This is a genomic window from Shinella zoogloeoides (assembly GCF_022682305.1).
Lineage (GTDB): Bacteria > Pseudomonadota > Alphaproteobacteria > Rhizobiales > Rhizobiaceae > Shinella > Shinella zoogloeoides_B.
Genome location: NZ_CP093528.1, coordinates 2750332 through 2772508 on the forward strand (window position 1 = coordinate 2750332; position 22177 = coordinate 2772508).

A 22177-nucleotide genomic window follows, 5' to 3' on the forward strand; every position below is an offset into this window, starting at 1 on the left:
TGTAATGCTGCCCGGCAAGGTTGCGCAAACGGTGTGCAGAACGGGACATCTGTGCCGCTTCTGCACAACAAAAGGGCGGCCGCTGCGGGGCCGCCCTCCGGTCCAGAACCCGAAGCGGATATCAGAATTCTTCCCAGTCCTGCGCGGCCGTGGCCGCCGCGGCCGGCTGTCCGCCGCCGAAGGCCCGGGCGAGCCTGCCGCCGAGCGCCCTCGCGCCGGACGCGGCTGGCTGGTGCTCCCCTGCGGAAGCCGCGACCGGGCGGGCCGCCGCCGCGCCCGTGCCCAGCCGGAACTGCGCGATGAGCGTGTTCAGCGCCGAAGCCTCGGTGGCAAGCGAATGGCTCGCCGCCGTCTGCTCCTCCACCATGGCCGCGTTCTGCTGCGTACCCTGGTCGATGGAATTCACCGCCGCGCTGATCTCGTTGAGACCCGTCGACTGCTCGCGGGCGGACCGCACGATGGCCGCGACGTTCTGGTCGATCTCCTGCACCTGATCGACGATCTCCGTCAGCGCCGAGCCGGTCTCACCGACGAGCGCGACGCCGAGATGCACCTGCTCGCCCGACTTGGTGATGAGCGCCTTGATCTCCTTGGCCGCCTGCGCCGAGCGCTGGGCGAGTTCGCGCACTTCCTGCGCCACGACCGCGAAGCCCTTGCCGGCCTCCCCAGCGCGCGCCGCTTCCACGCCCGCATTGAGGGCAAGCAGGTTGGTCTGGAAGGCGATCTCGTCGATAACGCCGATGATGTTGGAAATCTCGCGCGAGGAATTTTCGATGCCGCTCATCGCATCGACCGCCCGGCGCACGACCGCGCCGGACTTCTCCGCACCGATGCGGGTGCGCTCGACGAGCTGGCCGGCATCCTCCGCCCGCTTCGTGGCGTCCTTGAGCGAAGTCGTGATCTCTTCCAGCGCTGCCGCGGTCTCCTCGACGGAAGCCGCCTGCTGTTCGGTGCGCTTGGCGAGATCGTCGGAAGCCGAACGGATTTCGGCCGACCCCGCCTGAATGGCATTGGCATTGCTGCCGACGGAGCGCAGCGCCGATTGCAGCTTCTCGACCGAAGCGTTGAAATCGTGGCGGACCTCGTCGAGCGAGCCGGCGAAGGCCTCGTGGATACGGTGCGTCATGTCGCCATCGGCAAGCTTCTGCAGGCCCTCGGCCAGAGCCACCACGGCGGCCCGGGTCTGCCGCTCGCGCTCGGCGGCTTCCTCGGCGCGCTGGCGGCGCTCTTCCTCGGAAAGCGCGCGGTTCTGCTCCGCCTCGCCTTCCAACCGCACCTTGGCAAGTGTCGCATCGCGCAGAACGGCGAGCGAGCGGGCCATCTCGCCGATCTCGTCCTGGCGTTCCGATTCCGAAAGGTCGACATCGGTGCGGCCGCGCGCGATCTCGCTTGTTGCGACGATGACCTTGTCGAGCCGCTTGCGGAAGCGCGCCGCCAGCAGCCAGCCGATGGAGATCATCAGGCCGGCCGCAACCGCGATAACGATGATGGAGGTAACGGCCAGCGTCGACAGGCTGGCGAAGAGAACGGATTTCGGCACCGAGGCCACAGTATACCAGGTCGTGCCCGGCACCAGCGGTACCGGCACGGCAACCGCGATGGAAGCGACGCCGTTGGCATCGGTGATCTCCATCGCCTTCTCCGGGGTGTCGATCATCGCCTGCCAGGCGGCGACGTCGAGGCCGGAATCGGCGAGCGCCTTGCCGAGCGCGGCCTGATCGGGGTGGCTGATGATGCTGCCGCCCTGGCTGAGAAGGGCGACATACCCTTCCCCGAGCGGCTTCAACTGCGCCATGTCGGCGGCGAGCGCGTCGAGGGCGATGTCCACACCGGTCTCGCCCTGGAACGTGCCGTCGAACAGGAGTGGCACCATGAAGGAGGTCATCAGCACGTTCTTGCCGCCGATGACATAGCTGTAGGGCTCGGTCAGGAAGTCCTTTCCGGTCGCCTTCGGCACCTGGTAATAGTCGCCGGCGCCGGGCTTGTCGTAGTCGACCAGCGCCTCCATGCCCACCTTGCCCTCGCTGCGCACGAAATAGGGAATGTAGCGGCCGGTGGCGTCGTGGCCTGGCTGGTTCCTGTAGTCTTCATCCTTGCCGTCAAAGGCGTTCGGCTCCCAGCCGGTGCTGACGCCGAGCGCGAACGGATTGTCGGCCATGAGGCGATCGAAGACGCCGTTCATCGTCTCGCGGCTCGGCGCACCGGATGCCTTCATCGCATAGAGCGCCGAGCGCATGTTCCAGCTCAGCGCCTTGACCTGCGCGAAATAGGTCTCAACCTTGCCGGCGCTCGCCTCGGCCGCATTGACCATTTCAGAGATCGACCGTTCCTCCACGGCCCGGTAGGACAGCCAGAGCAGAACGCCCGCCGTCGCGACGGTGGTGGCAACACCGGCCGCCACGATGGCGAACATATTCCGGGCAGTCGCAGTCTTTGGCAGCATGAAACGTCTCCTCGCATCCGGGGGCGAGAAAGCCCGCACCGGCATTCATCGGAAATGGCGGAACATGCCGACGGTGCGGCGAAACAGAGACGAAGTCATTTCGCGGGATGAAGCCTACGGGATACCTGGTTTACGAAACAATAAAATCCGCGCGGGTGCCCGATACGGCGAAATCGCCGGTCATCGTTCAGGAAAAATGAACGATCCGTTCGCCCCCGACAGTCTTCCGGGAACGCCACCGAAGGGCGATATTCGCCTCAAAGCAAGGCCCCGGCACGGGGCACGCACAGAACGCCCCGGACGGTTCCGGAGAGGAGCTCACCATGACCCTGCAGCTTACGGGCATCCATCATCTGACTGCGATCACCGCCAATGCGGCGGAGAACCTGCGCTTCTACACGCAGACCCTCGGCCTGCGCCTCGTCAAGAAGACCGTCAACCAGGACGATACGAGCGCCTACCATCTCTTCTACGCCGATGGCCTCGCCTCCCCCGGCTCGGACCTCACCTTCTTCGACTGGCCGGTGGGCTATGAGCGGCGCGGAACGCACAGCGTCTCCCGCACGGGGCTGCGTGTCGCCAGCCTTTCGACGCTCGAATGGTGGAGGGCGCGCTTTGCCGATCTCAAGGTCAAGGCCGGGGATATCCGCGATGTCGGCGGCCGCGCCACGCTCGATTTCGAAGACGGCGAGGGCCAGCGCTTCCGCCTGACGGTGGACGATGCCGGCCCGCCCTCCAATCCCTGGGCGAAAAGCCCGGTGCCGGCCGGACACCAGATCAAGGGCCTCGGCCCGATCACGCTCAGCGTGCCGGATATCCGCAACACGGCGCTGGTGCTCACGGAAGTGATGAACATGAAGGAGACCACCACCTATCCCAACCCGGAAGGCGCGGGCGAGGTCCATGTCTTCTCGATGGGCGACGGCGGCCCGGCGGCCGAGCTGCACGTCGCGGTCGAGCCGGACCTGCCGGCCGCCCATCAGGGCGCGGGCGCCGTGCACCACGTCGCCTTCCGCGCGCCGGATGTGGAGGCGCTGCATGCCTGGACGGAGCGCCTGCGCGGCTTCCGTCTGCCCTCCAGCGGCGAAGTCGAGCGCTTCTACTTCCGCTCGCTCTACTTCCGCGAGCCGAACGGCATCCTCTTCGAGATCGCGACGGACGGACCCGGCTTCGCCGTGGACGAACCGCTCGAAACCCTCGGCGAGAGCCTGTCGCTGCCGCCCTTCCTGGAACCGCGCCGCGCGCAGATCGAGGCAAGGCTGAAGCCCCTCGCCTGACCCCAACCGAGCCCCGGCGCGACGACACCGTCCGCCGGGGTTTTTTCCATGCCCATGAGGAGATGCGACATGACGAGACTGGTGGCAATTTCGGGAAGCCTGCGCAAAGGCTCCTTCAACACGGCGCTGCTGCGCGCTGCCCTGACCATGGCGCCCGAAGGCACCGTGATCGTGGAAGGCTCGATCCGAGGCATTCCACTCTATGACGGCGACGTGGAAGCTGCGGATGGCATTCCGGCGGCGGTGACGACGCTGAAGGACCTCGTCGCGGCGGCGGACGGCGTCATCCTCTTCACGCCGGAATACAACAACGGCATTCCCGGCGTCTTCAAGAACGCCATCGACTGGATGAGCCGCCCGTCCACCGACATCGCCCGCGTCTTCAGTGGCAAGCCATTCGCCATAACAGGCGCCTCGCCCGGCAATTTCGGCACGCTGCTTTCGCAGGAAGCCTGGCTTCCCGTCATGCGCACGCTCGGCACCGTGCCGTGGTTCGGCGCCAAGCTGATGGTCTCACGCGCCGGCACGGTCATTCAGGACGGCCGGATCGCCGACGAGGCGACCGAGAAGAAGCTTCGCGATTTCATCACCGGCTTTGCCGCCTTCGCCGCCGAACACAGGCGGTGACCCGGACAAAAAGGGCGCGTCCTGCGACGCGCCCTTTTCCTTGTCCCGCCTTGAGCATTTCCGGCCGCAAAACCGCGACGCGCTTTTGCTGAAAACACTTGAGCAGGATCAGCCGATCACCCGTTCCTTGTAGGCCTTCGCCAGTTCCAGATCGGCCGTGCCGATATCGTGGCCCGCCGACAGCAGCTCGCTCGCCACCGTCGCACCGGCCGCCTTCAGCGCGGCCTCAAGCTCCCCGGCATAACGGCCATAGGGATCGGACCGCCCGGTCACCATCAGCACGTTCGCGCCGGCAAGATCGGCCTGCGGCACCGTCTCCAGCACGTTCATGCCGCGCAGCAGCACGGCGTTGCGGATCAGGCCCGGATGCAGCAGCATGATCGCGCCGATCATGTTCGCCCCGTTGGAATAACCGACGAACAGTGTCTTGTCCGGGGCCAGCCCGTAGGCCGCATTCGCCCCTTCCATGAAGGCCGCGAAGGCCTCCGCCTCCTGAACGATATCCCTCTGGTCGAAGGTCACGGCCGTCAGGCGGCGGAAGAAGCGCGGATAGCCTTCGTCCGTACTGCGCCCGCGCGGGCTGAGCAGCACCGCCTCCGGCGCGAGCCGCGCGCCGAAGGGCAGCAGGCTGGTCTCGTTGCCGCCGGTGCCGTGCAGCAGCACGACGGCGGTGCCGTCGGGATTTTCCGGGCGATGAACCCGGTGGATGAAAGGCAGGTCTCGTTCGGTCATTCTTTCCTCTCCCGGCAGGGAAAATTGCGGAAGCCTGGCCCGGACATCCTCCGGGTCGGCGCGAAAATGCCTCGGCACGAACAGCCGCGTGCCAAGCGTCTCCAGCGGTTCGTCGACCGTCATGCCCGGGCCGTCTGTCGCATATTCGACGAGCGAGCCGCCCGGTTCGCGGACATAGAGCGAGTAGAAATAGGTGCGGTCGTGCATGTTCGTGTCGCCCGCCGCCTCGGCCTCCAGCCGGCCGGCGAGCGCTTCCACGGCCGCCCGGTCCGGCGCGCGCAGCGCGACATGGTCGATCGTGCCGGTACCGGGCGCGGACGTCCAGAACCCGCCGGCATTGCGGATATCGAGCACATCGCCCGCCTCACCGGCAAGCCGGGTAACGCCATCCGCCTCGGCCACCGGCCGGAAGCCGAAATGGCCGGCGATGAAGCCCGCCGTCTCCGCCGGCGTTTCGGACAGGATCGTCGCGCCGCGGATGCGCTGGATCGCATCCCCTGCCGCGATATCCTTCGTGACATGCGGCGCGGGGCCTTCCACGCCCGTCTGCCCAACAAGCTTGACGATGATGCCGTCGGGGTCCTTCAACCGCAGCACGGGTTCGCCGAATTCCTGCGCGGGGCCGGTCATGGCGATATTCCGCGTCAGCGCGCGCGTCAGCCAGAAACCGATCGCCTCGGGCCGGATGGCAAGGGCGATCTCCGAAGGCTGGCCGAGACCGACCCGGCCGGGGGAGCCATCCTCCCAGGCGAGGAAGGTGATCAGCGAGCCGGGGCTTGCCGCCGCGTCGCCATAGAAGAGATGAAGCTGGTCCGCGTCCTCGTAGCCGGCCGTGCGCTTGACGAGCCGCAGACCGAGGAAGCCCGCGTAGAAATCCACATTCGCCTGGATCTTGCGGGTGATGGCCGTGATGTGATGGATGCCGCTGGTCATGGGGCACCTCCTTTCGAAAGCACCCAATCAGGATTTGGCCGGACCCGCCAGCCGGCGCTGGGTGAATGCATTGTTCACAAAACGAGACCGCCCGCGTGCATGACGGGACGGCCGGGTTCACAAAACGAAACCGGCCCCGCGCAAGGCAGGGCCGGCCGGGCCGGCACAGATGCGCCGGCGCATGGGAATTGGGTTCAGGCGGCCGCGATACTGGCCGGGGGCATCGCCCGCCGTGCGGCGGACGGATCGTTGAGGAGACGACGGATCGCCGCACGCACCTCGTCGGCCGAGGAAAAGCGCTGGGAATCCAGATCCCATACGGAATATTTGACGGCCACGAACTTCAGCCGATCCTCATCCGGAACGACGACGCCAACGGCCTCACCACCGATTTCGATAACCTGCTTTTGCATAACAACTCCTGCCGCACCCGAAGGCACAGCCAATTCAAACTTGCGCTTAATCGATAGGGGAACTCAGATCACATTCGGCACGGAGCCGTATGCACTTTCCCTGTAACCGTTTCACGACAGGAGTACGCCACACGCACGGAGGCGATGCAGTTGATATCGTACATGACACACTCCCTCTGGTTGGCGCTGACGCTAAAAAGGAACGCGTCAGGATTGGGCCGAAGAATACGCATGCGGCCCTCTCATGCGATGCTCAAACACATAGTCGACTCCCCTCTCTTTGTCAATGGAATCCCCGGAATATTGGAATAAATTACCGCAGGATTTGTGTGACAATTGCGAATCGCAAAATTGTTTTCGCGCATGCAGCATTTTTCAGGAAAATATGTCGCGAAGACGAACATTCCGGGGAAAGATGGTGACGCAACCCGGCGGCGCAGCGCGAGGCCACCGACTTGCGCCATGCGCGCAGAAAAGCGACGTCCCGCGGCGCATTCCCGTTGCACCGCGGTCACACCCCGTTCGCGAACGGGGAAAAAAACGCTATGGGACCATTCTTTTTCCTAGCGGAGGCTCGCCCTCGGCCGCAAACATAAATAAAGAGTGAATCAGAGACATTTTGCGTTAAGCACGCCAAACGGCCGACAGGATAGACCCATGAATTTCACCAGGACGCTTCTTCCGCTGAGCATGCTTCTCCTGTCAGGCTGCGTCGTCGGCCCCGACTATCAGAAGCCGGAAACCGCCCTTCCCGCGAAATTCACCGAAAGCAAGGCCACGAGCGCCGACAATGTGGCGCTCAATCCGTGGTGGGAAGCCTTCCGCGACAAGCGCCTCAACGCGCTCGTCCATGAGGGTCTCGGCGAGAACCTCTCGGTCATGACCGCTCTGGAGCGCATCGAGGCGGCCGAGGCGAACGTCACCATCGCGGGCGCCGGCAGCCTGCCGAGCCTCGGCGTCGGCGCGAACGCAACCGCGCAGGGCGGCCACAACGCACAGGACAGGCGCACGATCACCGGCGGCGCGGACGCCTCCTGGCTGCTCGACTTCTTCGGCCAGTATCGCCGCGCGAAGGAAGCGGCCACCGCCTCGCTTGATGCCGCCTATGACGACGTCAACGTCGCGCGCCTCGCCTATCTGTCCGATCTCGTCTCGAGCTACGTGAACGCCCGCTACTTCCAGGAAGCGCTGGCGCTGAGCCGCAAGAACCTCGAATCGCGCCGCGAAACCCTGAAGCTGACGAACGAGATCCGCGAGGCCGGCGCCGCCTCCAATCTCGACGTGCTGCAGACCGAGGGTCTGGTCAACCAGACGCTGGCGGAACTGCCGGGCCTGGAAGCCGGCTTCCTGCAGGCCGCCAACCATATCGCCACCCTGCTCGGCGTGCCGGCCGGCACCGTCACGGCCAGCCTGACGAAGGGCTCCGCCCAGCCCATGCCGCGCTACACGACGCGCACCGGCGTGCCGGCCGATCTCATCCGCAACCGTCCCGATATCCGCGCGGCCGAACGCCGCCTGCAGGCGGCGACGGCGCAGATCGGCGTCAACGAGGCGAACCTCTATCCGAGCATCCAGCTCGGCGGCTCGATCAACGCCTCGCGCGTCTTCACCAATCCGGGCGTCACCAACATGACGAGCTGGTCCTTCGGCCCGTCGCTGGCCCTGCCCATCTTCAACGGCGGCGAACTGAGGGCACGCGTCAAGGTCGCCCGCTCGCAGGCTGAGCAGCAGTACCTGACCTGGAAGTCGACGGTCCTGAACGCAGTCGAGGAAGTCGAGAACGCCCAGAGCGCGCTCATCCGCGACGGTCAGACGGTCGCGGCGCTGCGCAAGGTCGTGCAGACCAACGAGAAGACGCTGGAACTTGCCCGCGAAAGCTATCGCGGCGGTGCAAGCACCATCCTCGACGTGCTCGATGCCGAGCGCAACGTCGCTTCGGCCCGCCTGTCGCTCGCCGCGGCGATCCGCCAGCTCGCCCGCGACTACGTGGCGCTCAACGTCGCTATCGGCGGCGGCGCGGAGATCGGCGCTGCGGAGACGGTTGCCAGCAAGTAAGCCGGCAGGACACCAATCGAAACAACGGCGGCCCGGCTATGCGGGGCCGCCGTTTTCGTTTGCGAAGAAGGATTCGAGCGCGGCGGCCGTCCGGCCGTAATGCGCGCGCAGCAGCGCCGCCGCCCCATCAGGGTCGCGCGCCAGTGCGCATTCCATGATCCGGCGATGCTCGCCCTCCACATCCCGCGCGCCGCCCGAAAGGCTTACCGACAGACGCCGGTAGCGATCCGCACGGGAGAACAGCCTGTCGCAGATATCCAGAAGAATGGGCGACCCGCACGCCGAAACCAGCGCCGCATGGAAGGCCGCGTGCCGCGCCTCCCAATCCTCCCGCATCGCGGAGGGGATATCCTCCCGCGCCTGCGGAATACGCGTCATCAGGTGGTGGGCGGCGATCACCCGCGCCTCCCAGTCCGCATCCCCGTTCGTCACGGACAGCCGCAGCGCCTCACCCTCGCAAAGCTGCCGCGCCGCCGTGATGTCGCGCAGTTCTTCCAGGGAAAGGCTTGCCACGCTGTAGCCGCGGTGATCGTCCAGAACCGTGAAGCCTTCCGCCGTCAGCCGCGCCAGCGCCTCTCGCACCGGCGTCACGCTCATGCCGCACAGCGCCTGCAGGTCGGCAAAGCGCAGCCGGTCACCCGGCTTGAAGCTTCCCGAGCGGATCGTCTGCCGGATCGCCGCATAGGCGTCGGCCGCAAGCGTCTTTCCCCCTGCCCGCTTCTGCTCCATCGGCCTTACCTATTTTATAAGATCTGGAAGATTTTCGAAAATCATTGACTCGATGTAAAACCGGATGGAAGCTGCGCGCAACAGAAATCGGCGAAGCCGGCAACAATGGAGGACGGAATGAAACTGGTGCGCTTTGGCGCGGCGGGCGCGGAAAAGCCCGGACTGATCGATGCGGACGGCAAGGTGCGCGACCTTTCCGGCGTGGTGCCGGACATTGCCGGCGACGTGCTCGGTCGCGCGGGCCGCGCGCGCCTTGGCGCCATCGACCCCGCAAGCCTGCCGCTCGCCCCGGAAGGCAGCCGCTTCGGCGCCTGCGTCGGCCGCGTCGGCAATTTCATCGCCGTCGGCCTCAACTATGCCGACCACGCCGCCGAAAGCGGCATGGCGGTCCCCTCCGAGCCTGTGCTCTTCAATAAGGCCCCCTCCTGCATCGTCGGCCCCGACGACACGGTGCTCATTCCGCGCGGCTCGGAAAAGACCGACTGGGAAGTGGAGCTTGCCGTCGTCATCGGCGAGCGCGCCTCCTACGTCTCCGAAGCGGAGGCGCTGGACTACGTCGCCGGCTACTGCATCTGCAACGACGTGTCGGAACGCGCCTACCAGATCGAGCGCGGCGGCCAGTGGACCAAGGGCAAGGGCTGCCCGACCTTCGGCCCCATCGGACCCTGGCTGGTGACGGCGGACGAGATGGACACCGGCGATCTCGCCATGAAGCTCAGCGTCAACGGCGAACTGGTGCAGAACGGCTCGTCGAGCACCATGGTCTTCAAGGTGCCCTTCCTCATCCATTACATCTCGCAGTTCATGATTCTCGAACCCGGCGACGTCATCACGACCGGCACCCCGCCCGGCGTCGGCATGGGCATGAAGCCGCCGCGTTACCTGAAGCCCGGCGACCGGATGGAAGTCTCCATTGCCGGCCTCGGCGTGCAGCGGCAGGCCGTGGCGGCAGGCTGAGGCCCGTCAGCAGCCCGAAAAGCGAGAGGGGCCTCGAAGGCCCCTCTTTCGTTCAGCGCTCAGTGCACGGTCGCGGGCGAGGCTTCGCCCTCGAGGATGCGGAAGGCCTCGTCGAGCGCGGCCACCAGAATGTCCGTCAACTCGTCCGCATCGTTTTCAAGGAGATAGAGAGCGACCGTTGCATTGTCCGGATCGCTGTAGCGCTCGAGGTCGTTCGACATGTCATTGTCCCTTTCCAGCCGGCACCATCCCGGTAAAGGAAAGCTTAGGGACGAAGGCTTGCGTCTGGCTTGTGCCGGAAAGACACAGCGCACGCAAGGCAAAAAGCATGCGTTAACCGCACCAGGATCGATGCTGTCCGGTCCAGGGTTTGGCAAAGCCCTCGCGCACCAGCCGGCGGCCGATCGACTGCCCGCCGCGCAGCACGAGATGCGGCATCGCCCCCGCTTTGCCGGCAGCGCCGTCTTTCGCCGCGACGAGCGTGACATCGCCCTCGTTCAGGATTTCGCGCAGCCGCAGCTTGGCATCGCCCCCGCGCGAGCGCTCAGCGTCGCAGCGCGCACCGGATATCGACGGCGCATCGATATCCGCGAGCCGCACCTTGCGTCCGGCATAGAGGATCGTGCTGCCGTCGAGCACGCAATAGTCGGTCTGCGTCGTGCAGATGAACCACTTGCCCGAAAAGGCCGGCAGCTTCTCCGGCGTGGGCAGCGCCTGCTCGACCCGCGTGGCGGGTTTCGTCTTCGGCCGTGCCGCCACCGCCTCGCGCTCGACCTTCGTCTCCCGGCGCTCGATGGAGGCCGTACGGATGCCTGTGGCCGCGCTTTCCGGCCCCGGCATCCGATGATCCATGTAGAGGATGCCGCCGACGATGGCCGCGCCCAGCACATACCAGTGCGCCATGCCGCCCCGCCGGGCCGAGCCACGCTTCGCGCCGCCGCTCTTCTTCCGTCTCGCCGTCTTCTTCGCCATCACCGGCCTCCTGCGCGGGACAGTGCAGCGATCTCTTGAATATATGGTTACCGGCGCGCCTCGGAAGCGCCGCCGATGGGCTGTCAGCCGCGGAGCGACTCCTTGAACAGAGTGGCCGCAAGATCGATGCGCTTCGGTTTCCAGCGCGCGATCTCGCCCGCCGCTTCCTTCTCGACCAGTTCCGTCACAAGCCGCCTTGGATCCGACCAGTGCGGAGGAAGGTCGATGAAGTTGAAATCCCACCATTTCGTCTCCAGCAGGAGATCGATCAGGTCGGCATCGAAGCGCTTGCGGATGGGCTTTGCCGGCACGCCCCCGACAATTGTGTAGGGCGGCACATCCTTCGTGACCACCGACCGGGCCGCCACGACGGCGCCGTCACCGATCGTCACGCCCGGCGAGAGCAGGACCCCCTCCCCGATCCACACGTCGTTGCCGATCGTGACGGGCGCATCGAGTATGCTGTACGGCTCCGGCACAACGGTGCGGCCATAGTGATCGCGGGCGATATCCGCGAAATCCTGGTGGTAGGTGAACGGATGCGTCGTCAGCCGCTCCATCGGGTGGCTGTCCCCCATGAGCTGAAGATTGCCGGCAATGCTGCAATACCGGCCGATGGAGAGATTGCCGCGGACAGGCCCCACGACATAGCTGTAGGCGCCCATCTCGATGAAGGACCGGAATGGCAGCGTCGCGTAGGGCTCGACGGACACCGGCCACATGAACGGGACGAATTCGCCCGGCGCATAGACATTGTCGTGCCGCCAGCCGATGCACAGATACACGTGATTGCGCTTGAGAAACTCCGTGCAGCCTTCCGTCCAGACAAAGCCCATCGGATAGGTCAGCCCAGTCTTCTCCAGGATGTGCACCAGCCCCGGCCGCCAGCCCGGCACCGTAGGCAGCACCGGCCCTTCATATCGGCTGTCCGAGACGCGGCGGAGAACGGCGGTCGGCTGCCGGTCTCCGTTCACCATCACGATGGCATCGTCGTGCCTCAGCCAGAACGTCTCGTTATGGTGCCGGTGATTGAGGACAAGGCCCCGCTCATCCAGCACCACGACATCGGCGATTGGACCATCGGAACTGCTGAACCGCCAGAGATGGTCGCCAGGATCGTCGTCATGCACCAAGATGAACTGCCTTCAGGATCGCGTGTCTCGCCAATCCTGGAACTGTGTCACGGATAGGTTGCGTGAAGCTGCCCCGCAGAGGAACCGCACGCCGAGGGCCGCAAGGGAATCCGGATGCGCGCCGGTCAGGGTAGCGGTATGGCCCGGCACGCCTTCCAGTCCCGCAGCATATCCCGCCGGGAGGCCGGGTAGGCCGATCCTGTCGGCGCTATGCGCTGCAGGCGGTCCGTCCGGAAGTGGCGATAGTCCTGCCGGGTTTCGCACCAGGCCGCGACGATACGGACCGCATCCATATAGGCGATGAAAATCGGCCAGATTATCCGCTCGCTCCTCACGCCCTGCGCATCGACATAGGTGATGGCGACCTTCTGCCGGTCGCGAATGGCATGGCGCAGTTCCGCAAGGTCGATGGTCTCGACCGGCTGGCACGTCATGCTGACGGGTTTCAGGCCCGCATCGAGCACGATGGGCCGCAACGCCGCAGGCACGACCGCAGTCAGTTTGGCGATCAGGTCGCGCGCGCCCTGCGCGAGTTGAGCGTCGCCCCGCGCCGCCACCCAGCTCGCGCCGAGAACGGCGGCCTCCAGTTCATCCGGCGTTAGCATCAAAGGGGGCAGGTCGTATCCCTTGTCGAGGACATAGCCGGTGCCCGCCTCGCCGCGCACAGGTACGCGCTGCGCCATCAGCTCCGCGATATCGCGATAGAGCGTGCGCAGCGATACTTCCAGCTCGTCCGCCAGTTCGCGCCCGGTCATCGCCCGCCGCGCGCCGCGCAATGTCTGGATGATGCGGAAAAGCCGCTCGGTTCTCCTCATGATCTCATCTCCTGCCAAGCTGCTGCCATAACGGTGGCAGCAGGCCTGTGACAAGAGGCAGGCTCCATCATCAAGGAGAGATCGCCATGAATCGCGAAGGAGGGTGCGCCTGCGGCGCCATCCGCTTTACCATCGAGACCGCCCCGCTCGGCACGGGCGCCTGCCACTGCACCAACTGCCAGAAATTCTCGGGCGGCGGGCCGAACTACGTCGCGCTCCTGCCGAAAGGCGCGCTCAGGGTCGCGTGCGGAACACCCAGGCTGTTTTGCGACCGGGGCGACAGCGGCGGCGAAGTCCAGCGCGCCTTCTGCCCCGACTGCGGAACGCCGCTCTGGAGCATCCCCGAGCATGCTCCCTTCATGACCGTCAAGGTCGGGGCATTCGACGAGAGCGCGGATCTCGGCCCCGGTCTGCATGTCTATTGCGTGTCCGCGCCCAAGTGGCATCCCATCCCCGACGGGGCGACGCGGTTCGAGAAAATGCCGCCGCCGGATACAGCACCGGCTTAACCGTCCGGCCCAGGACGGGCAGGCGCATCCGCCTGCCCGCCACAGCGTCTGGGCAGACGTTGCGGCCCTTACAGAATGAACACAACCTTTAATTATATATCTCTAATTTTAATGATAACGAAGCCTTCCTGGTCGATCTTCTCCTGGAGTCGACGTGACGGGAATTCAACATCATCGATCGCCCACCCCATTGAGCGTATCCTCAGCGCACCATCACGGAGCGCCTGAATGGAGACCACCGGCAATATTCGGCGCTGGAAGCCGAAACGCATCGATCTCGCGCTCGAATTGTCAAGGTGCCGACCCTCAACCCGTCCACGGTAGATCGGATCATGCATTGACGTCAGCAGGTTTCACCACAATAGGGTTGAGCAGAAAAATGTGGTAGGCGCAGGCCGACCAGAACAGGAGTATAGCCGTGAGCGAACCGACCGTGGCAGAGATAACAAACCGCATCTATGAATCGCTTCAGGCGGACAATGCCGACATCGACACGCATATTGCAGCCCTCAAGGCAGCGTTGACGCGGGAGGGGTTGAAAGAGGCCGTATTCGACCCGGCCAGGCTCGCGCACAACAACCGTTCCGGCAGGAAGCTGATGCAGGCCTATTTCCGGCAACGCGGCGTGACGGTAAAATATTCGGCGGCCTGATAAGGCTCGGCCTGAAGCCGGACTTCGCCCTTCGGTGCGAAGATTGGCAGTCCGCTATCGACCCCGCACCCAAGGGCCAGAACACCTCGATCTTCGCGAGTGCATGATCGACACCGCATGACCGCTCATAGAGGTCGTGGCGCCGGGACGACCTCTTTACACCGCCAGCATTTCGGCAAACCGCGAGCCGGCGCGGATCTCGATGACGGTAGGCACCTTGCGGGCGCTCGATGCCTTCAGTTCGCTTTCGAATTCGGCAGACGAAGCCGGGCGCGAGGCCTCGCAGCCAAGCGCCCTGGCCAGTTCGATGAAATCTGGCGTGAAGATATCCACGCCGATCTGCGGAATGTCCCGCTCGGCCATGAAGGCCTTGATCTCGCCGTAGCCGGCATTGTTCCAGATGATGACGGCCGTCGCGATACCCGCCTCCACGGCGCTCGCCAGCTCCTGCACCGAGAATTGCAGCCCGCCGTCGCCGATCAGGCAGACAGAGGGGCGGTGCGGCACGCCCAGCTTGGCACCGAAAGCAGCGGGCAAGCCATAACCGAGCGTGCCGTAGCCGGTCGAAGAGTTGAAGAAGGAGCGGGCCTGGGGCGCCTGATAGATCTGGTTCACCGCATAGACCGGCTCTGTCTGGTCGCCGGCGACGATCGCACCGGGTAACGCCCTGCTGATGATTTCCATCAGCTTGCCATGCATGCGGCAGGCGGGCCAGAGGCCGGCCACCACCGCTTCGCGCACGGCGTTGGCACGGGCTGCGCCGTGGCCGGCCCTGCGGGCTTGGCCAAGCGCAGCATTGAGGCTCGTAGCGGCAAGCTTGGCATCGGCAGCGATCGGCACATCGGCGCGAAGCCCCGTGACGATCTGCGCCGGGTCGATATCGATACGGATCAGCGGGCCGCCGAAGGAAAGCGGCTTCGGCTCGGGATACATCTCCGTCTCGCCGAACTCCGTGCCGATCGCGAGGATGGCGTCGCTGGCGGCAAGCTCGTCACGCAACGGCTGCATGGCGAGATTGCCGGTCATGGTCAGCGCGTGGCCGGGCTTGAGGATACCGCGCCCATTGATGGTCATGAAGACGGGGGCATCGAGCTTTTCGGCGATGGCCGTGATCTCCTCAGCGGCATCGGCGGCGCCGCCCCCGGCGACGATCACCGGGCGCTTCGCCTCCTTGAGGATCGCTGCGGCCTTTTCGATGGCGGCCGGATCGGCAGCGGCGCGGCACGGCAGCGGCCAGGCATCGACGGGTAGATGCCGCGCCTCGGCGACGATGATGTCGAGCGGGATCTCGATATGGACGGGGCGCGGGCGCGCCGAGTTGAACACGGTGAAGGCGCGCGCCATCACCTCGGGGAGCTGAGCGGGATCGAGCAGCGTGTGGCTGAAGGCGGCAACGCCGGCCACGAGGTTGCGCTGGGAAGGCAGCTCGTGCAGGCGGCCCTGTCCCATGGCGAGCTGGCCGCGGGAATTGACCGCCGAAATGACCAGCATCGGCACAGAATCCGCATAGGCCTGCCCCATGGCGGTGGCGATGTTGGTCATACCGGGGCCGGTGACGATGAAGCAGACGCCCGGCTTGCCGGTCACGCGCGCATACCCGTCAGCCATGAAGCCCGCGCCCTGCTCGTGGCGCGGCGTGACATGGCGGATCTTCGTCGCCGGCAGGCCTCGGTAGAGTTCGACCGTATGGACGCCGGGAATGCCGAAGATAAGTTCGACACCATAGGACTCCAGTAGTCGGACGAGGTATTCGCCGGTGGTAAGACGGGTATCTGTCATAATTCATTGCCTCTCAGCGCCCGGAGGGACGCAAAGCCTGTGTTTCGCGCGCGTGCGAGATGTAGCTGACGAAGACTTTTGTGGGCTCGCGTTGCGGATTGTCGAAGGGTTCGGCGGAAAAGCGGAGAGAAGACCGGCATCGACCATTCCCTCGGCGCCGTTCTGCCGCTGCATCATTGGCGATGAGCGCAAGGCGCGGAAGCTCGAAAATGCGGAGGCGTATATAAGGATTCGTGATAGTCGGATGGGATATTCCGCAAGGCTGAATACCCGGGTCATCCGGGGCGGGCAGAGCAGCAAGATGCGCTAGGCGGGCAGCATGGCGGCTTGTCGCGCGATGAAGTCGACAAGATGGCGGGCGCCTTCCGCCATTTCCGGCTGGTTATACAAGCCAATCTCGATACGGACCGGCCCCGGCAGATCGGACGACCTGTCCAGTGTCCGGCACCCCTCCGGCTGCGTGTTGGCGATCATCGGCGCGATGCCGATACCCACACGCACCGCCGTCGCCACAGCCACAAGCGTAGACGCGACGCAGGCCGTTTTCCATTTGATGCCACGCTGCGACAAGGCCCCCGTCACCGGGATCGTCCAGGGGCATCCCTCGTCGAACATGATGATGGGCAGCGGCTCTCCCGCATCGACGACGAAATCGGATCGTACCGTCCACATCAAATATTCGGTCCAGACCAGCGCCGGCTTTCGCAGCAGGCAGGTCACGTCGCACACCGCCAGATCAAGCGCGCCGTCCTTGAAAAGCGCAGCCAGCCGGCGGTTTGGCTCGATGATGATGTCGATCTCGATATCCGGGTTCTGGTCGCGAAAATTGCGCAGAATCCGGATAAGATGACCCGCCGCGAAATCCTCGACGACGCCGAGACGAATGCGGTCACGGATCGTTTTCCCGCTCAGCCTCTTGCCGGCCTCATCGCCGAGCCGGACGATCTCACGGGCATAGGGCAGCATGATCTGCCCCTGCGCGGTGAGCGAAAGTCCCTTCTGCGACCGCGAGAACAGCCTGACGCCGACAAGGTCCTCCAGCTTGCGGAGCTGCATGCTGACGGCCGCCTGCGTTCGGTTGAGTGTCGCGGCCGCGCCGCTGACCGTGCCTATTTCGGCAACGGCCAGAAACGCTCTGAGCAGATAGGGATCGAGGTCCAGCATTCAAACTCGACTTCAGGATGGGGTGGGCTACGGGCTGAACCAGATGCTGCACCCGCTCCGGCCAGAGATCGCCGCACCATAGCAAAGACGATGCAGCGAATGGAGAAGAAACAGGGCGGCATTGGCAAAATCGGATTGAACGGATCCCCGTCCCCGAACGCTCCTACTCATCCGGGGTCCGTTTCGACTGAAAAATGTCTACACTAATCGCACACATGCAACACATAGAAAGATGCTTCCTCCCGTTAAAACCGTTAAATTTCCCGTAAATTCGAACAAATCCAACAGGATTTCCAAATCGCTCCGCGTAATGTTAGATTGTTGACATAGAAATTGTATACAGTTATAAAGATGACAAGGGACCTGAAGGTCCACTCGCCTGAGGAGCGCGGGCTCACGGAGGAACATCGATGACTGACGAACGGTGGCGTTTCGCCCCCGATGGCGAAGGCTTGCCTGCATCCATGGGAGAGCGTTGATGCAGGGGGCTTCGTTCCTGGATCTTGTCGGCTTCGGCCCGGAGGGCTGGGGCGCGGCGCTGCTCATGGCGACGGGCATGACGCTCGCCGTCGCGACGGGCGGCTTTGCGGCCGGCTCCGTCATCGGCGCAGGCATCACCACCGCCAAGCTGTCGCGCAGCCGGTTCCTGCGTGCTTTCGGCGACGGCTATACCACCGTGCTGCGCGGCATCCCCGACCTTCTCGTCATCTACCTCTTCTATTTCGGCGGCAGCGCGGCGCTCGGCGCCATTGGCCGGCTCTTCGGCGCGCAGGGCTTCATCGGCATGCCCGCCTTCATCACCGGCGTGCTCGCCATCGGCGTCGTTTCCGGCGCCTACCAGGCGGAAGTCTTCCGCGGGGCCTTCAACACGATCAGCCGCGGCGAGCTGGAGGCGGCCCGCTCCGTCGGCATGACGACTTGGCTGCGCTTCCGCCGCATCATCGCCCCGCAGGTGCTGCGCTACGCCATTCCCGGCCTCGGCAACACCTGGCAACTGGTGCTGAAGGAATCCGCGCTCATCTCCGTCACCGGCCTTGTCGAATTGCTGCGCCAGTCGCAGATCGCCGCAGGCTCGACAAGCCGGCCCTTCGATTTCTACGTCACCGCCGCCGCGCTCTATCTCGTCATCACCGCGGCCTCCTCCTACCTCTTCCGCCAGGCAGAAGCCCGCTCGATGCGCGGCGTCAGGAGAGCATGATGGACTTCACCTTCCTCTCCGAAACCTTCCTGCAGCTTCTGTCCGGCGTGCCGCTGACGCTCAATCTGGCGCTCGTTTCCACGGCGCTGGGCGGCATCCTGGCGGTGCTGTTGACGCTGATGCGCATGTCGCCCGTCCGTCCGCTCGGCTGGACCGCGCAATTCTATGTCTTCGTCTTCCGCGGCACACCGCTGCTGGTGCAGATGTTCGTCATCTATTACGGCCTCGGCCAGTTCCGGCCGACCCTGCAGGCCTGGGGTCTCTGGAGCTTCTTCCGCGAGCCCTACTGGTGCGCCATCTTCGCCCTCAGCCTCAACACCGCCGCTTATGCCAGCGAAATCCTGCGCGGCGGCCTGCAGGCCGTGCCTCACCAGCAAGTCGAGGCGGCGCGGGCGAGCGGCATGTGGGGCCTGCTGCTCTACCGCCGCATTATCTTCCCCATCGCCCTGCGCCAGGCCCTGCCCGCCTATGCCAGCGAAATCATCCTGATGGTCAAGGCGACCTCGCTCGCCTCCGTCATCACCATGCTGGAAGTGACGGGCCTTGCCGCCAAGCTGATCTCCCAGTCCTACCGGGCCGTGGAAGTCTTTATCGTGGCCGGCCTCATCTATCTCGTCTTGAACTTCGCCATCACCCGTCTCGTGGCCTTCGTCGAGTGGCGCCTGTCGCCGCACCTTCGCCCCGTCCCGACACCCGTCTCTTCCGGAGCTGCGCTGCAAAATGCCTGAAACCGCCTCCATCCCGCCCGCCGTTTCCATCCGCAACCTGCGCAAGAGTTTTGGCGCGCTGGAAGTGCTGAAGGGCATTTCCTTCGATGCGCGCGAAGGCGAGGTCATCTCGATCCTCGGCTCATCCGGCTCGGGCAAATCCACCATGCTTCGCTGCATCAACATGCTGGAAGTGCCGAGCGACGGCGAAATCCACATCGAGGGCGAGGCGATCCGCCTGAAGAACGGTCGTCACGGCCGCCAGCCCGCCGATGTGAGGCAGGTCAGCCGCCTGTGCACCAATGTCGCCATGGTGTTCCAGAGCTTCAATCTCTGGTCCCACATGACCATTCTCGAGAATGTCATGGAGGCGCCGGTCTACGTCCAGAAGCGGCCGAAGGCAGAATGCCGCGAGGAGGCGATGGAACTGCTCGCCAAGGTCGGCATCGCCGACAAGCGCGACTTCTACCCGACGCACCTTTCCGGCGGCCAGCAGCAGCGCGCCGCCATTGCCCGCGCCCTTGCCATGAAGCCGAAGGTCATGCTGTTCGACGAGCCGACCTCGGCGCTCGACCCGGAACTGGTGGGCGAGGTGCTGCGCGTCATGCGGGCACTTGCCGACGAGGGCCGCACCATGCTGGTCGTGACCCACGAAATGGCCTTCGCCCGCGACGTCTCCAACCGGGTGATTTTCCTGCACAAGGGCCAGATCGAGGAAGACGGCCCGCCATCGGAGGTCTTCACCGCGCCGCGCTCCGAGCGCTTCCGCAAGTTCATCTCCTCGCACGGCTAGGACAGGCGGATGGCGGCGCTATTTCAGGCTGCGGCTATAGCCGACAAAGCTCTCATAGAGGCCGGCGACGTCGTTCAGCCGCTCCTCCACCGCGGGGCCACAATGGGCGAAGACGCTGTTCAGAAGCAGCTGCAGCAGCGTCCACATGCCGGAGGTCGCATCCCAGAACAGGTTGAGGTCGGTCGGAACGGCAAAGACCTCCTCGCCGTAGCTCGCGGCCCAGTCGCAGTAGAGGTCGGTGACGATCGTCACCGGCATGCCCCGCTCGGATGCCTTGGCGGCGAGCAGCTTGGACTGGTGCGAGTAGCGCCGGGCGTCGATCAGCACCAGCGCGCAGCCGGCCGGGTCAGTCAGGAGCACTTCAGCGAAATTGCCGCCACCGACATCCACCACCGTCACCTCGTCCCGCAGGTAGCGCAGCATATGCGCAAACCCTTCGGCAAGGCCGCGCTCGGTCTGGAAGCCGGCGACGAAGACACGGTCGGCCTGCGCGATACGCCGCGCCGCGCGATCCCAGGCGGCCGTCTCGGCATAATCGTAGACACGCACGACCGAGGCGACCGCAAGCTCCAGGCTGCGGGCGAGCGCCGTATCCGTGGCGCTCTTGCGCTGCAGGTCCTTCAACCGGTCACCGAGCAGCCAGGGGCTGTCGCTGATGTCATCCTTCAGCCGGTCCTTGAGATCCTTGAAGCCATCGTAACCGATCGACCGGCAGAAGCGGCCGACCGTCAGTTCGCTGACCCCTACCTTTTCCGCAACGCTGCGAGCGGTCTCGAAGGGCAGGTCGCCGATATGGGCCAGCATGAAGTTCGCCAGCGCCTTGCCCGATGCCGTCGCCTCCTTGGATGCCACCGCAAGCCGCTGCCGTACCGAACTGTCGTCCATCCAGCTCCCGTTGCGCATGTCCCCGCCTCTCGACTGCCCGCGACCTGCGGGATCCCCTTTTGCAGCGTTATGTAATCATCAGAACGCAAAATAAAGTCAGAAAACTATCATTATGTCTTACACACTCGGATCACTCCCCTCTTCGCAGCCCCCGCGTCCCGATATGGACGTGCTGGTGCTCGGTGCCGGCATCATCGGCGTCTCCGTAGCGCTGCACTTGCAGAAACGCGGCAAATCCGTGCTGCTGGTCGACCGCCGCGCGCCGGGCGAAGAGACGAGCTACGGGAATGCCGGGCTGATCGAACGGGCAAGCGTCGTTCCCTACGGCTTCCCGCGCGAGATTCGCACGCTGCTGAAATATGCGACGAACCGCTCCGCCGACGTGCGTTTCCGCTGGACCTTCCTGCCGAAAATCCTGCCGTGGCTGGCGCGCTTCTGGCTGGAATCCTCCAGCCGTCGCCTGCGCCGCGCCGCCTCCGACATGCTTCCACTCATCGAGCGTTCGGTGATCGAGCATACCGCTCTCATGGCCGAGGCGGGCATCGAGCACCGGGCGCGCCGCGGCGGCTGGATGGAAGCCTACCGCAGCGAGAAAGCCTTCACGGCGGCCAAGCAGGCGGCCCGCGCGTTGGACGAGTACGGCCTTCGCTACGACCTGCTCGGCCCGCAGGAGCTTGCCGCCCGCGAGCCGCATCTGGCGGGCGAGTTCGCCGGCGCCGTGCACTGGCTCGACCCCGCCACCGTCGCCGATCCCGGCGGGCTGGTGACGGATTATGCCGCGCTCTTCGAACGCCGTGGCGGCACCGTGATCCGCGGTAATGCGGCGGAGCTGAAGCAGAGTGGCGACGGCTGGAGCCTTGTCGCGGGCGGCCGCCGCATCGTCGCTCGCGAGGCCGTGGTGGCGCTCGGGCCGTGGTCGGATACGGTCTACAAGCCGCTCGGCTATCGCATTCCGCTCGCCGTCAAGCGTGGCTACCACGTCCATATCGAGCCGGCCGGCGATGCCGTTCTCAACCATCCCATCGTCGATGTGGAGCGCGGCTATCTGCTGGCGCCCATGACGCGCGGCATCCGCCTGACAACGGGCATCGAGTTCGCTGATCGCGACGATGCGGCAAGCCCGGTCCAGATCGACCAGACCGAACCCCATGCCCGCGCGATCTTCCCGCTCGGCCGCCGCGTCGAGCAGACGCCGTGGATGGGCGCGCGCCCCTGCCTGCCGGACATGCGCCCGATCATCGGCCCGGCGCCGCGCCACAAGGGCCTCTGGTTCGCCTTCGGCCACAACCACCACGGCCTGACGCTCGGCCCGGCCACCGGCCGCCTGCTGGCGGAAATGATGACCGGCGAGACACCCTTCGCCGACCCCGCCCCCTTCACCATGAGCCGTTTCGGCTGAAATCC

21 protein-coding genes are annotated in these 22177 nt (G+C 65.3%); 10 read left to right on the forward strand and 11 right to left on the reverse strand.

What is annotated here, in order from left to right; genetic code table 11:
- Positions 1-121: 121 nt before the first annotated feature.
- Positions 122-2443 carry a methyl-accepting chemotaxis protein gene (locus tag MOE34_RS13720; RefSeq protein WP_242217727.1) on the reverse strand — a complete coding sequence of 774 codons (2322 nt, stop codon included), beginning with the start codon at positions 2441-2443 and terminating at the stop codon, positions 122-124.
- 323 nt (positions 2444-2766) lie between these two features.
- Here MOE34_RS13720 and MOE34_RS13725 point away from each other — a divergent pair, with 323 nt between their 5' ends.
- Entirely contained in the window at positions 2767-3720 is a 954-nt protein-coding gene (locus MOE34_RS13725) for a ring-cleaving dioxygenase (protein WP_242217728.1), read from the forward strand.
- 69 nt (positions 3721-3789) lie between these two features.
- Entirely contained in the window at positions 3790-4347 is a 558-nt protein-coding gene (locus MOE34_RS13730; protein WP_242217730.1) for an NADPH-dependent FMN reductase, read from the forward strand.
- Between the two features lie 108 nt (positions 4348-4455).
- Here MOE34_RS13730 and MOE34_RS13735 read toward each other — a convergent pair whose 3' ends face one another.
- The gene (locus MOE34_RS13735; protein ID WP_242217731.1) at positions 4456-6012 is read right to left on the reverse strand and encodes a VOC family protein; all 1557 of its coding nucleotides are present in this window, start codon (positions 6010-6012) and stop codon (positions 4456-4458) included.
- 194 nt (positions 6013-6206) lie between these two features.
- On the reverse strand, positions 6207-6425 hold the full coding sequence (locus MOE34_RS13740; protein ID WP_242217733.1) for a hypothetical protein: 219 nt from the start codon (positions 6423-6425) through the stop codon (positions 6207-6209).
- A gap of 657 nt (positions 6426-7082) precedes the next feature.
- On the opposite strand from MOE34_RS13740, the gene MOE34_RS13745 reads away from it, so the two are divergent.
- Positions 7083-8480 carry an efflux transporter outer membrane subunit gene (locus tag MOE34_RS13745; RefSeq protein WP_242217734.1) on the forward strand — a complete coding sequence of 466 codons (1398 nt, stop codon included), beginning with the start codon at positions 7083-7085 and terminating at the stop codon, positions 8478-8480.
- 36 nt (positions 8481-8516) lie between these two features.
- Here the strand turns inward: MOE34_RS13745 and MOE34_RS13750 are convergent, their stop codons facing one another.
- Positions 8517-9209, reverse strand: coding sequence for a GntR family transcriptional regulator (locus MOE34_RS13750; protein WP_242217735.1), 693 nt, complete (start codon positions 9207-9209; stop codon positions 8517-8519).
- Positions 9210-9326: 117 nt separating this feature from the next.
- Between MOE34_RS13750 and MOE34_RS13755 the strand changes: the two genes are divergently transcribed.
- On the forward strand, positions 9327-10166 hold the full coding sequence (locus MOE34_RS13755; RefSeq protein WP_242217736.1) for a fumarylacetoacetate hydrolase family protein: 840 nt from the start codon (positions 9327-9329) through the stop codon (positions 10164-10166).
- Positions 10167-10225: 59 nt separating this feature from the next.
- Here MOE34_RS13755 and MOE34_RS13760 read toward each other — a convergent pair whose 3' ends face one another.
- The 4 genes from MOE34_RS13760 to MOE34_RS13775 form a co-directional block, all read right to left on the reverse strand.
- Positions 10226-10387, reverse strand: a complete 162-nt coding sequence (locus MOE34_RS13760) for a hypothetical protein (RefSeq protein WP_170299502.1) — start codon at positions 10385-10387, stop codon at positions 10226-10228.
- 112 nt (positions 10388-10499) lie between these two features.
- Complete coding sequence (locus MOE34_RS13765) at positions 10500-11138, reverse strand: thermonuclease family protein (RefSeq protein ID WP_242217737.1); 639 nt, start codon at positions 11136-11138, stop codon at positions 10500-10502.
- 83 nt (positions 11139-11221) lie between these two features.
- The gene (locus tag MOE34_RS25445) at positions 11222-12268 is read right to left on the reverse strand and encodes a CatB-related O-acetyltransferase (RefSeq protein WP_431522443.1); all 1047 of its coding nucleotides are present in this window, start codon (positions 12266-12268) and stop codon (positions 11222-11224) included.
- 128 nt (positions 12269-12396) lie between these two features.
- The gene (locus MOE34_RS13775) at positions 12397-13086 is read right to left on the reverse strand and encodes a helix-turn-helix transcriptional regulator (RefSeq protein WP_242217738.1); all 690 of its coding nucleotides are present in this window, start codon (positions 13084-13086) and stop codon (positions 12397-12399) included.
- A gap of 86 nt (positions 13087-13172) precedes the next feature.
- Between MOE34_RS13775 and MOE34_RS13780 the strand changes: the two genes are divergently transcribed.
- Entirely contained in the window at positions 13173-13595 is a 423-nt protein-coding gene (locus MOE34_RS13780) for a GFA family protein (RefSeq protein ID WP_242217740.1), read from the forward strand.
- Positions 13596-14013: 418 nt separating this feature from the next.
- Positions 14014-14247: a hypothetical protein gene (locus MOE34_RS13785; RefSeq protein WP_242217741.1), complete on the forward strand. Its 234-nt coding sequence runs from the start codon at positions 14014-14016 to the stop codon at positions 14245-14247.
- A gap of 156 nt (positions 14248-14403) precedes the next feature.
- On the opposite strand, the gene MOE34_RS13790 is transcribed toward MOE34_RS13785, so the two are convergent.
- Entirely contained in the window at positions 14404-16026 is a 1623-nt protein-coding gene (locus MOE34_RS13790) for a 5-guanidino-2-oxopentanoate decarboxylase (RefSeq protein ID WP_242217742.1), read from the reverse strand.
- A gap of 306 nt (positions 16027-16332) precedes the next feature.
- Positions 16333-17190 carry a LysR substrate-binding domain-containing protein gene (locus MOE34_RS13795; RefSeq protein WP_242217743.1) on the reverse strand — a complete coding sequence of 286 codons (858 nt, stop codon included), beginning with the start codon at positions 17188-17190 and terminating at the stop codon, positions 16333-16335.
- 478 nt (positions 17191-17668) lie between these two features.
- On the opposite strand from MOE34_RS13795, the gene MOE34_RS13800 reads away from it, so the two are divergent.
- From MOE34_RS13800 to MOE34_RS13810, 3 genes are read left to right on the forward strand one after another with little or no spacing between them, the layout of a single operon-like run.
- Positions 17669-18388: an ABC transporter permease gene (locus tag MOE34_RS13800; protein WP_242217744.1), complete on the forward strand. Its 720-nt coding sequence runs from the start codon at positions 17669-17671 to the stop codon at positions 18386-18388.
- On the forward strand, positions 18388-19116 hold the full coding sequence (locus MOE34_RS13805) for an ABC transporter permease (protein WP_242224011.1): 729 nt from the start codon (positions 18388-18390) through the stop codon (positions 19114-19116). The genes MOE34_RS13800 and MOE34_RS13805 overlap by 1 nt, the downstream gene beginning before the upstream one ends.
- Positions 19109-19888, forward strand: coding sequence for an ABC transporter ATP-binding protein (locus MOE34_RS13810; protein ID WP_242217745.1), 780 nt, complete (start codon positions 19109-19111; stop codon positions 19886-19888). Before MOE34_RS13805 ends, MOE34_RS13810 begins: the two co-directional genes overlap by 8 nt.
- 18 nt (positions 19889-19906) lie before the next feature.
- On the opposite strand, the gene MOE34_RS13815 is transcribed toward MOE34_RS13810, so the two are convergent.
- Positions 19907-20791 (reverse strand): MurR/RpiR family transcriptional regulator, encoded by an 885-nt coding sequence (locus tag MOE34_RS13815; RefSeq protein ID WP_242217746.1) that lies wholly within the window; start codon positions 20789-20791, stop codon positions 19907-19909.
- 94 nt (positions 20792-20885) lie between these two features.
- Here MOE34_RS13815 and MOE34_RS13820 point away from each other — a divergent pair, with 94 nt between their 5' ends.
- On the forward strand, positions 20886-22172 hold the full coding sequence (locus MOE34_RS13820) for an NAD(P)/FAD-dependent oxidoreductase (RefSeq protein WP_242217748.1): 1287 nt from the start codon (positions 20886-20888) through the stop codon (positions 22170-22172).
- Positions 22173-22177 lie beyond the last annotated feature (5 nt).

Bases quoted from the DNA above. Each gene is read 5' to 3' on its own strand.
- MOE34_RS13720 (WP_242217727.1), bottom strand. From the start codon at position 2,443: ATGCTGCCAAAGACTGCGACTGCCCGGAATATGTTCGCCATCGTGGCG.
- MOE34_RS13725 (WP_242217728.1), top strand. From the start codon at position 2,767: ATGACCCTGCAGCTTACGGGCATCCATCATCTGACTGCGATCACCGCC.
- MOE34_RS13730 (WP_242217730.1), top strand. From the start codon at position 3,790: ATGACGAGACTGGTGGCAATTTCGGGAAGCCTGCGCAAAGGCTCCTTC.
- MOE34_RS13735 (WP_242217731.1), bottom strand. From the start codon at position 6,012: ATGACCAGCGGCATCCATCACATCACGGCCATCACCCGCAAGATCCAG.
- MOE34_RS13740 (WP_242217733.1), bottom strand. From the start codon at position 6,425: ATGCAAAAGCAGGTTATCGAAATCGGTGGTGAGGCCGTTGGCGTCGTC.
- MOE34_RS13745 (WP_242217734.1), top strand. From the start codon at position 7,083: ATGAATTTCACCAGGACGCTTCTTCCGCTGAGCATGCTTCTCCTGTCA.
- MOE34_RS13750 (WP_242217735.1), bottom strand. From the start codon at position 9,209: ATGGAGCAGAAGCGGGCAGGGGGAAAGACGCTTGCGGCCGACGCCTAT.
- MOE34_RS13755 (WP_242217736.1), top strand. From the start codon at position 9,327: ATGAAACTGGTGCGCTTTGGCGCGGCGGGCGCGGAAAAGCCCGGACTG.
- MOE34_RS13760 (WP_170299502.1), bottom strand. From the start codon at position 10,387: ATGTCGAACGACCTCGAGCGCTACAGCGATCCGGACAATGCAACGGTC.
- MOE34_RS13765 (WP_242217737.1), bottom strand. From the start codon at position 11,138: ATGGCGAAGAAGACGGCGAGACGGAAGAAGAGCGGCGGCGCGAAGCGT.
- MOE34_RS13775 (WP_242217738.1), bottom strand. From the start codon at position 13,086: ATGAGGAGAACCGAGCGGCTTTTCCGCATCATCCAGACATTGCGCGGC.
- MOE34_RS13780 (WP_242217740.1), top strand. From the start codon at position 13,173: ATGAATCGCGAAGGAGGGTGCGCCTGCGGCGCCATCCGCTTTACCATC.
- MOE34_RS13790 (WP_242217742.1), bottom strand. From the start codon at position 16,026: ATGACAGATACCCGTCTTACCACCGGCGAATACCTCGTCCGACTACTG.
- MOE34_RS13795 (WP_242217743.1), bottom strand. From the start codon at position 17,190: ATGCTGGACCTCGATCCCTATCTGCTCAGAGCGTTTCTGGCCGTTGCC.
- MOE34_RS13800 (WP_242217744.1), top strand. From the start codon at position 17,669: ATGCAGGGGGCTTCGTTCCTGGATCTTGTCGGCTTCGGCCCGGAGGGC.
- MOE34_RS13805 (WP_242224011.1), top strand. From the start codon at position 18,388: ATGGACTTCACCTTCCTCTCCGAAACCTTCCTGCAGCTTCTGTCCGGC.
- MOE34_RS13810 (WP_242217745.1), top strand. From the start codon at position 19,109: ATGCCTGAAACCGCCTCCATCCCGCCCGCCGTTTCCATCCGCAACCTG.
- MOE34_RS13815 (WP_242217746.1), bottom strand. From the start codon at position 20,791: ATGCGCAACGGGAGCTGGATGGACGACAGTTCGGTACGGCAGCGGCTT.
- MOE34_RS13820 (WP_242217748.1), top strand. From the start codon at position 20,886: ATGTCTTACACACTCGGATCACTCCCCTCTTCGCAGCCCCCGCGTCCC.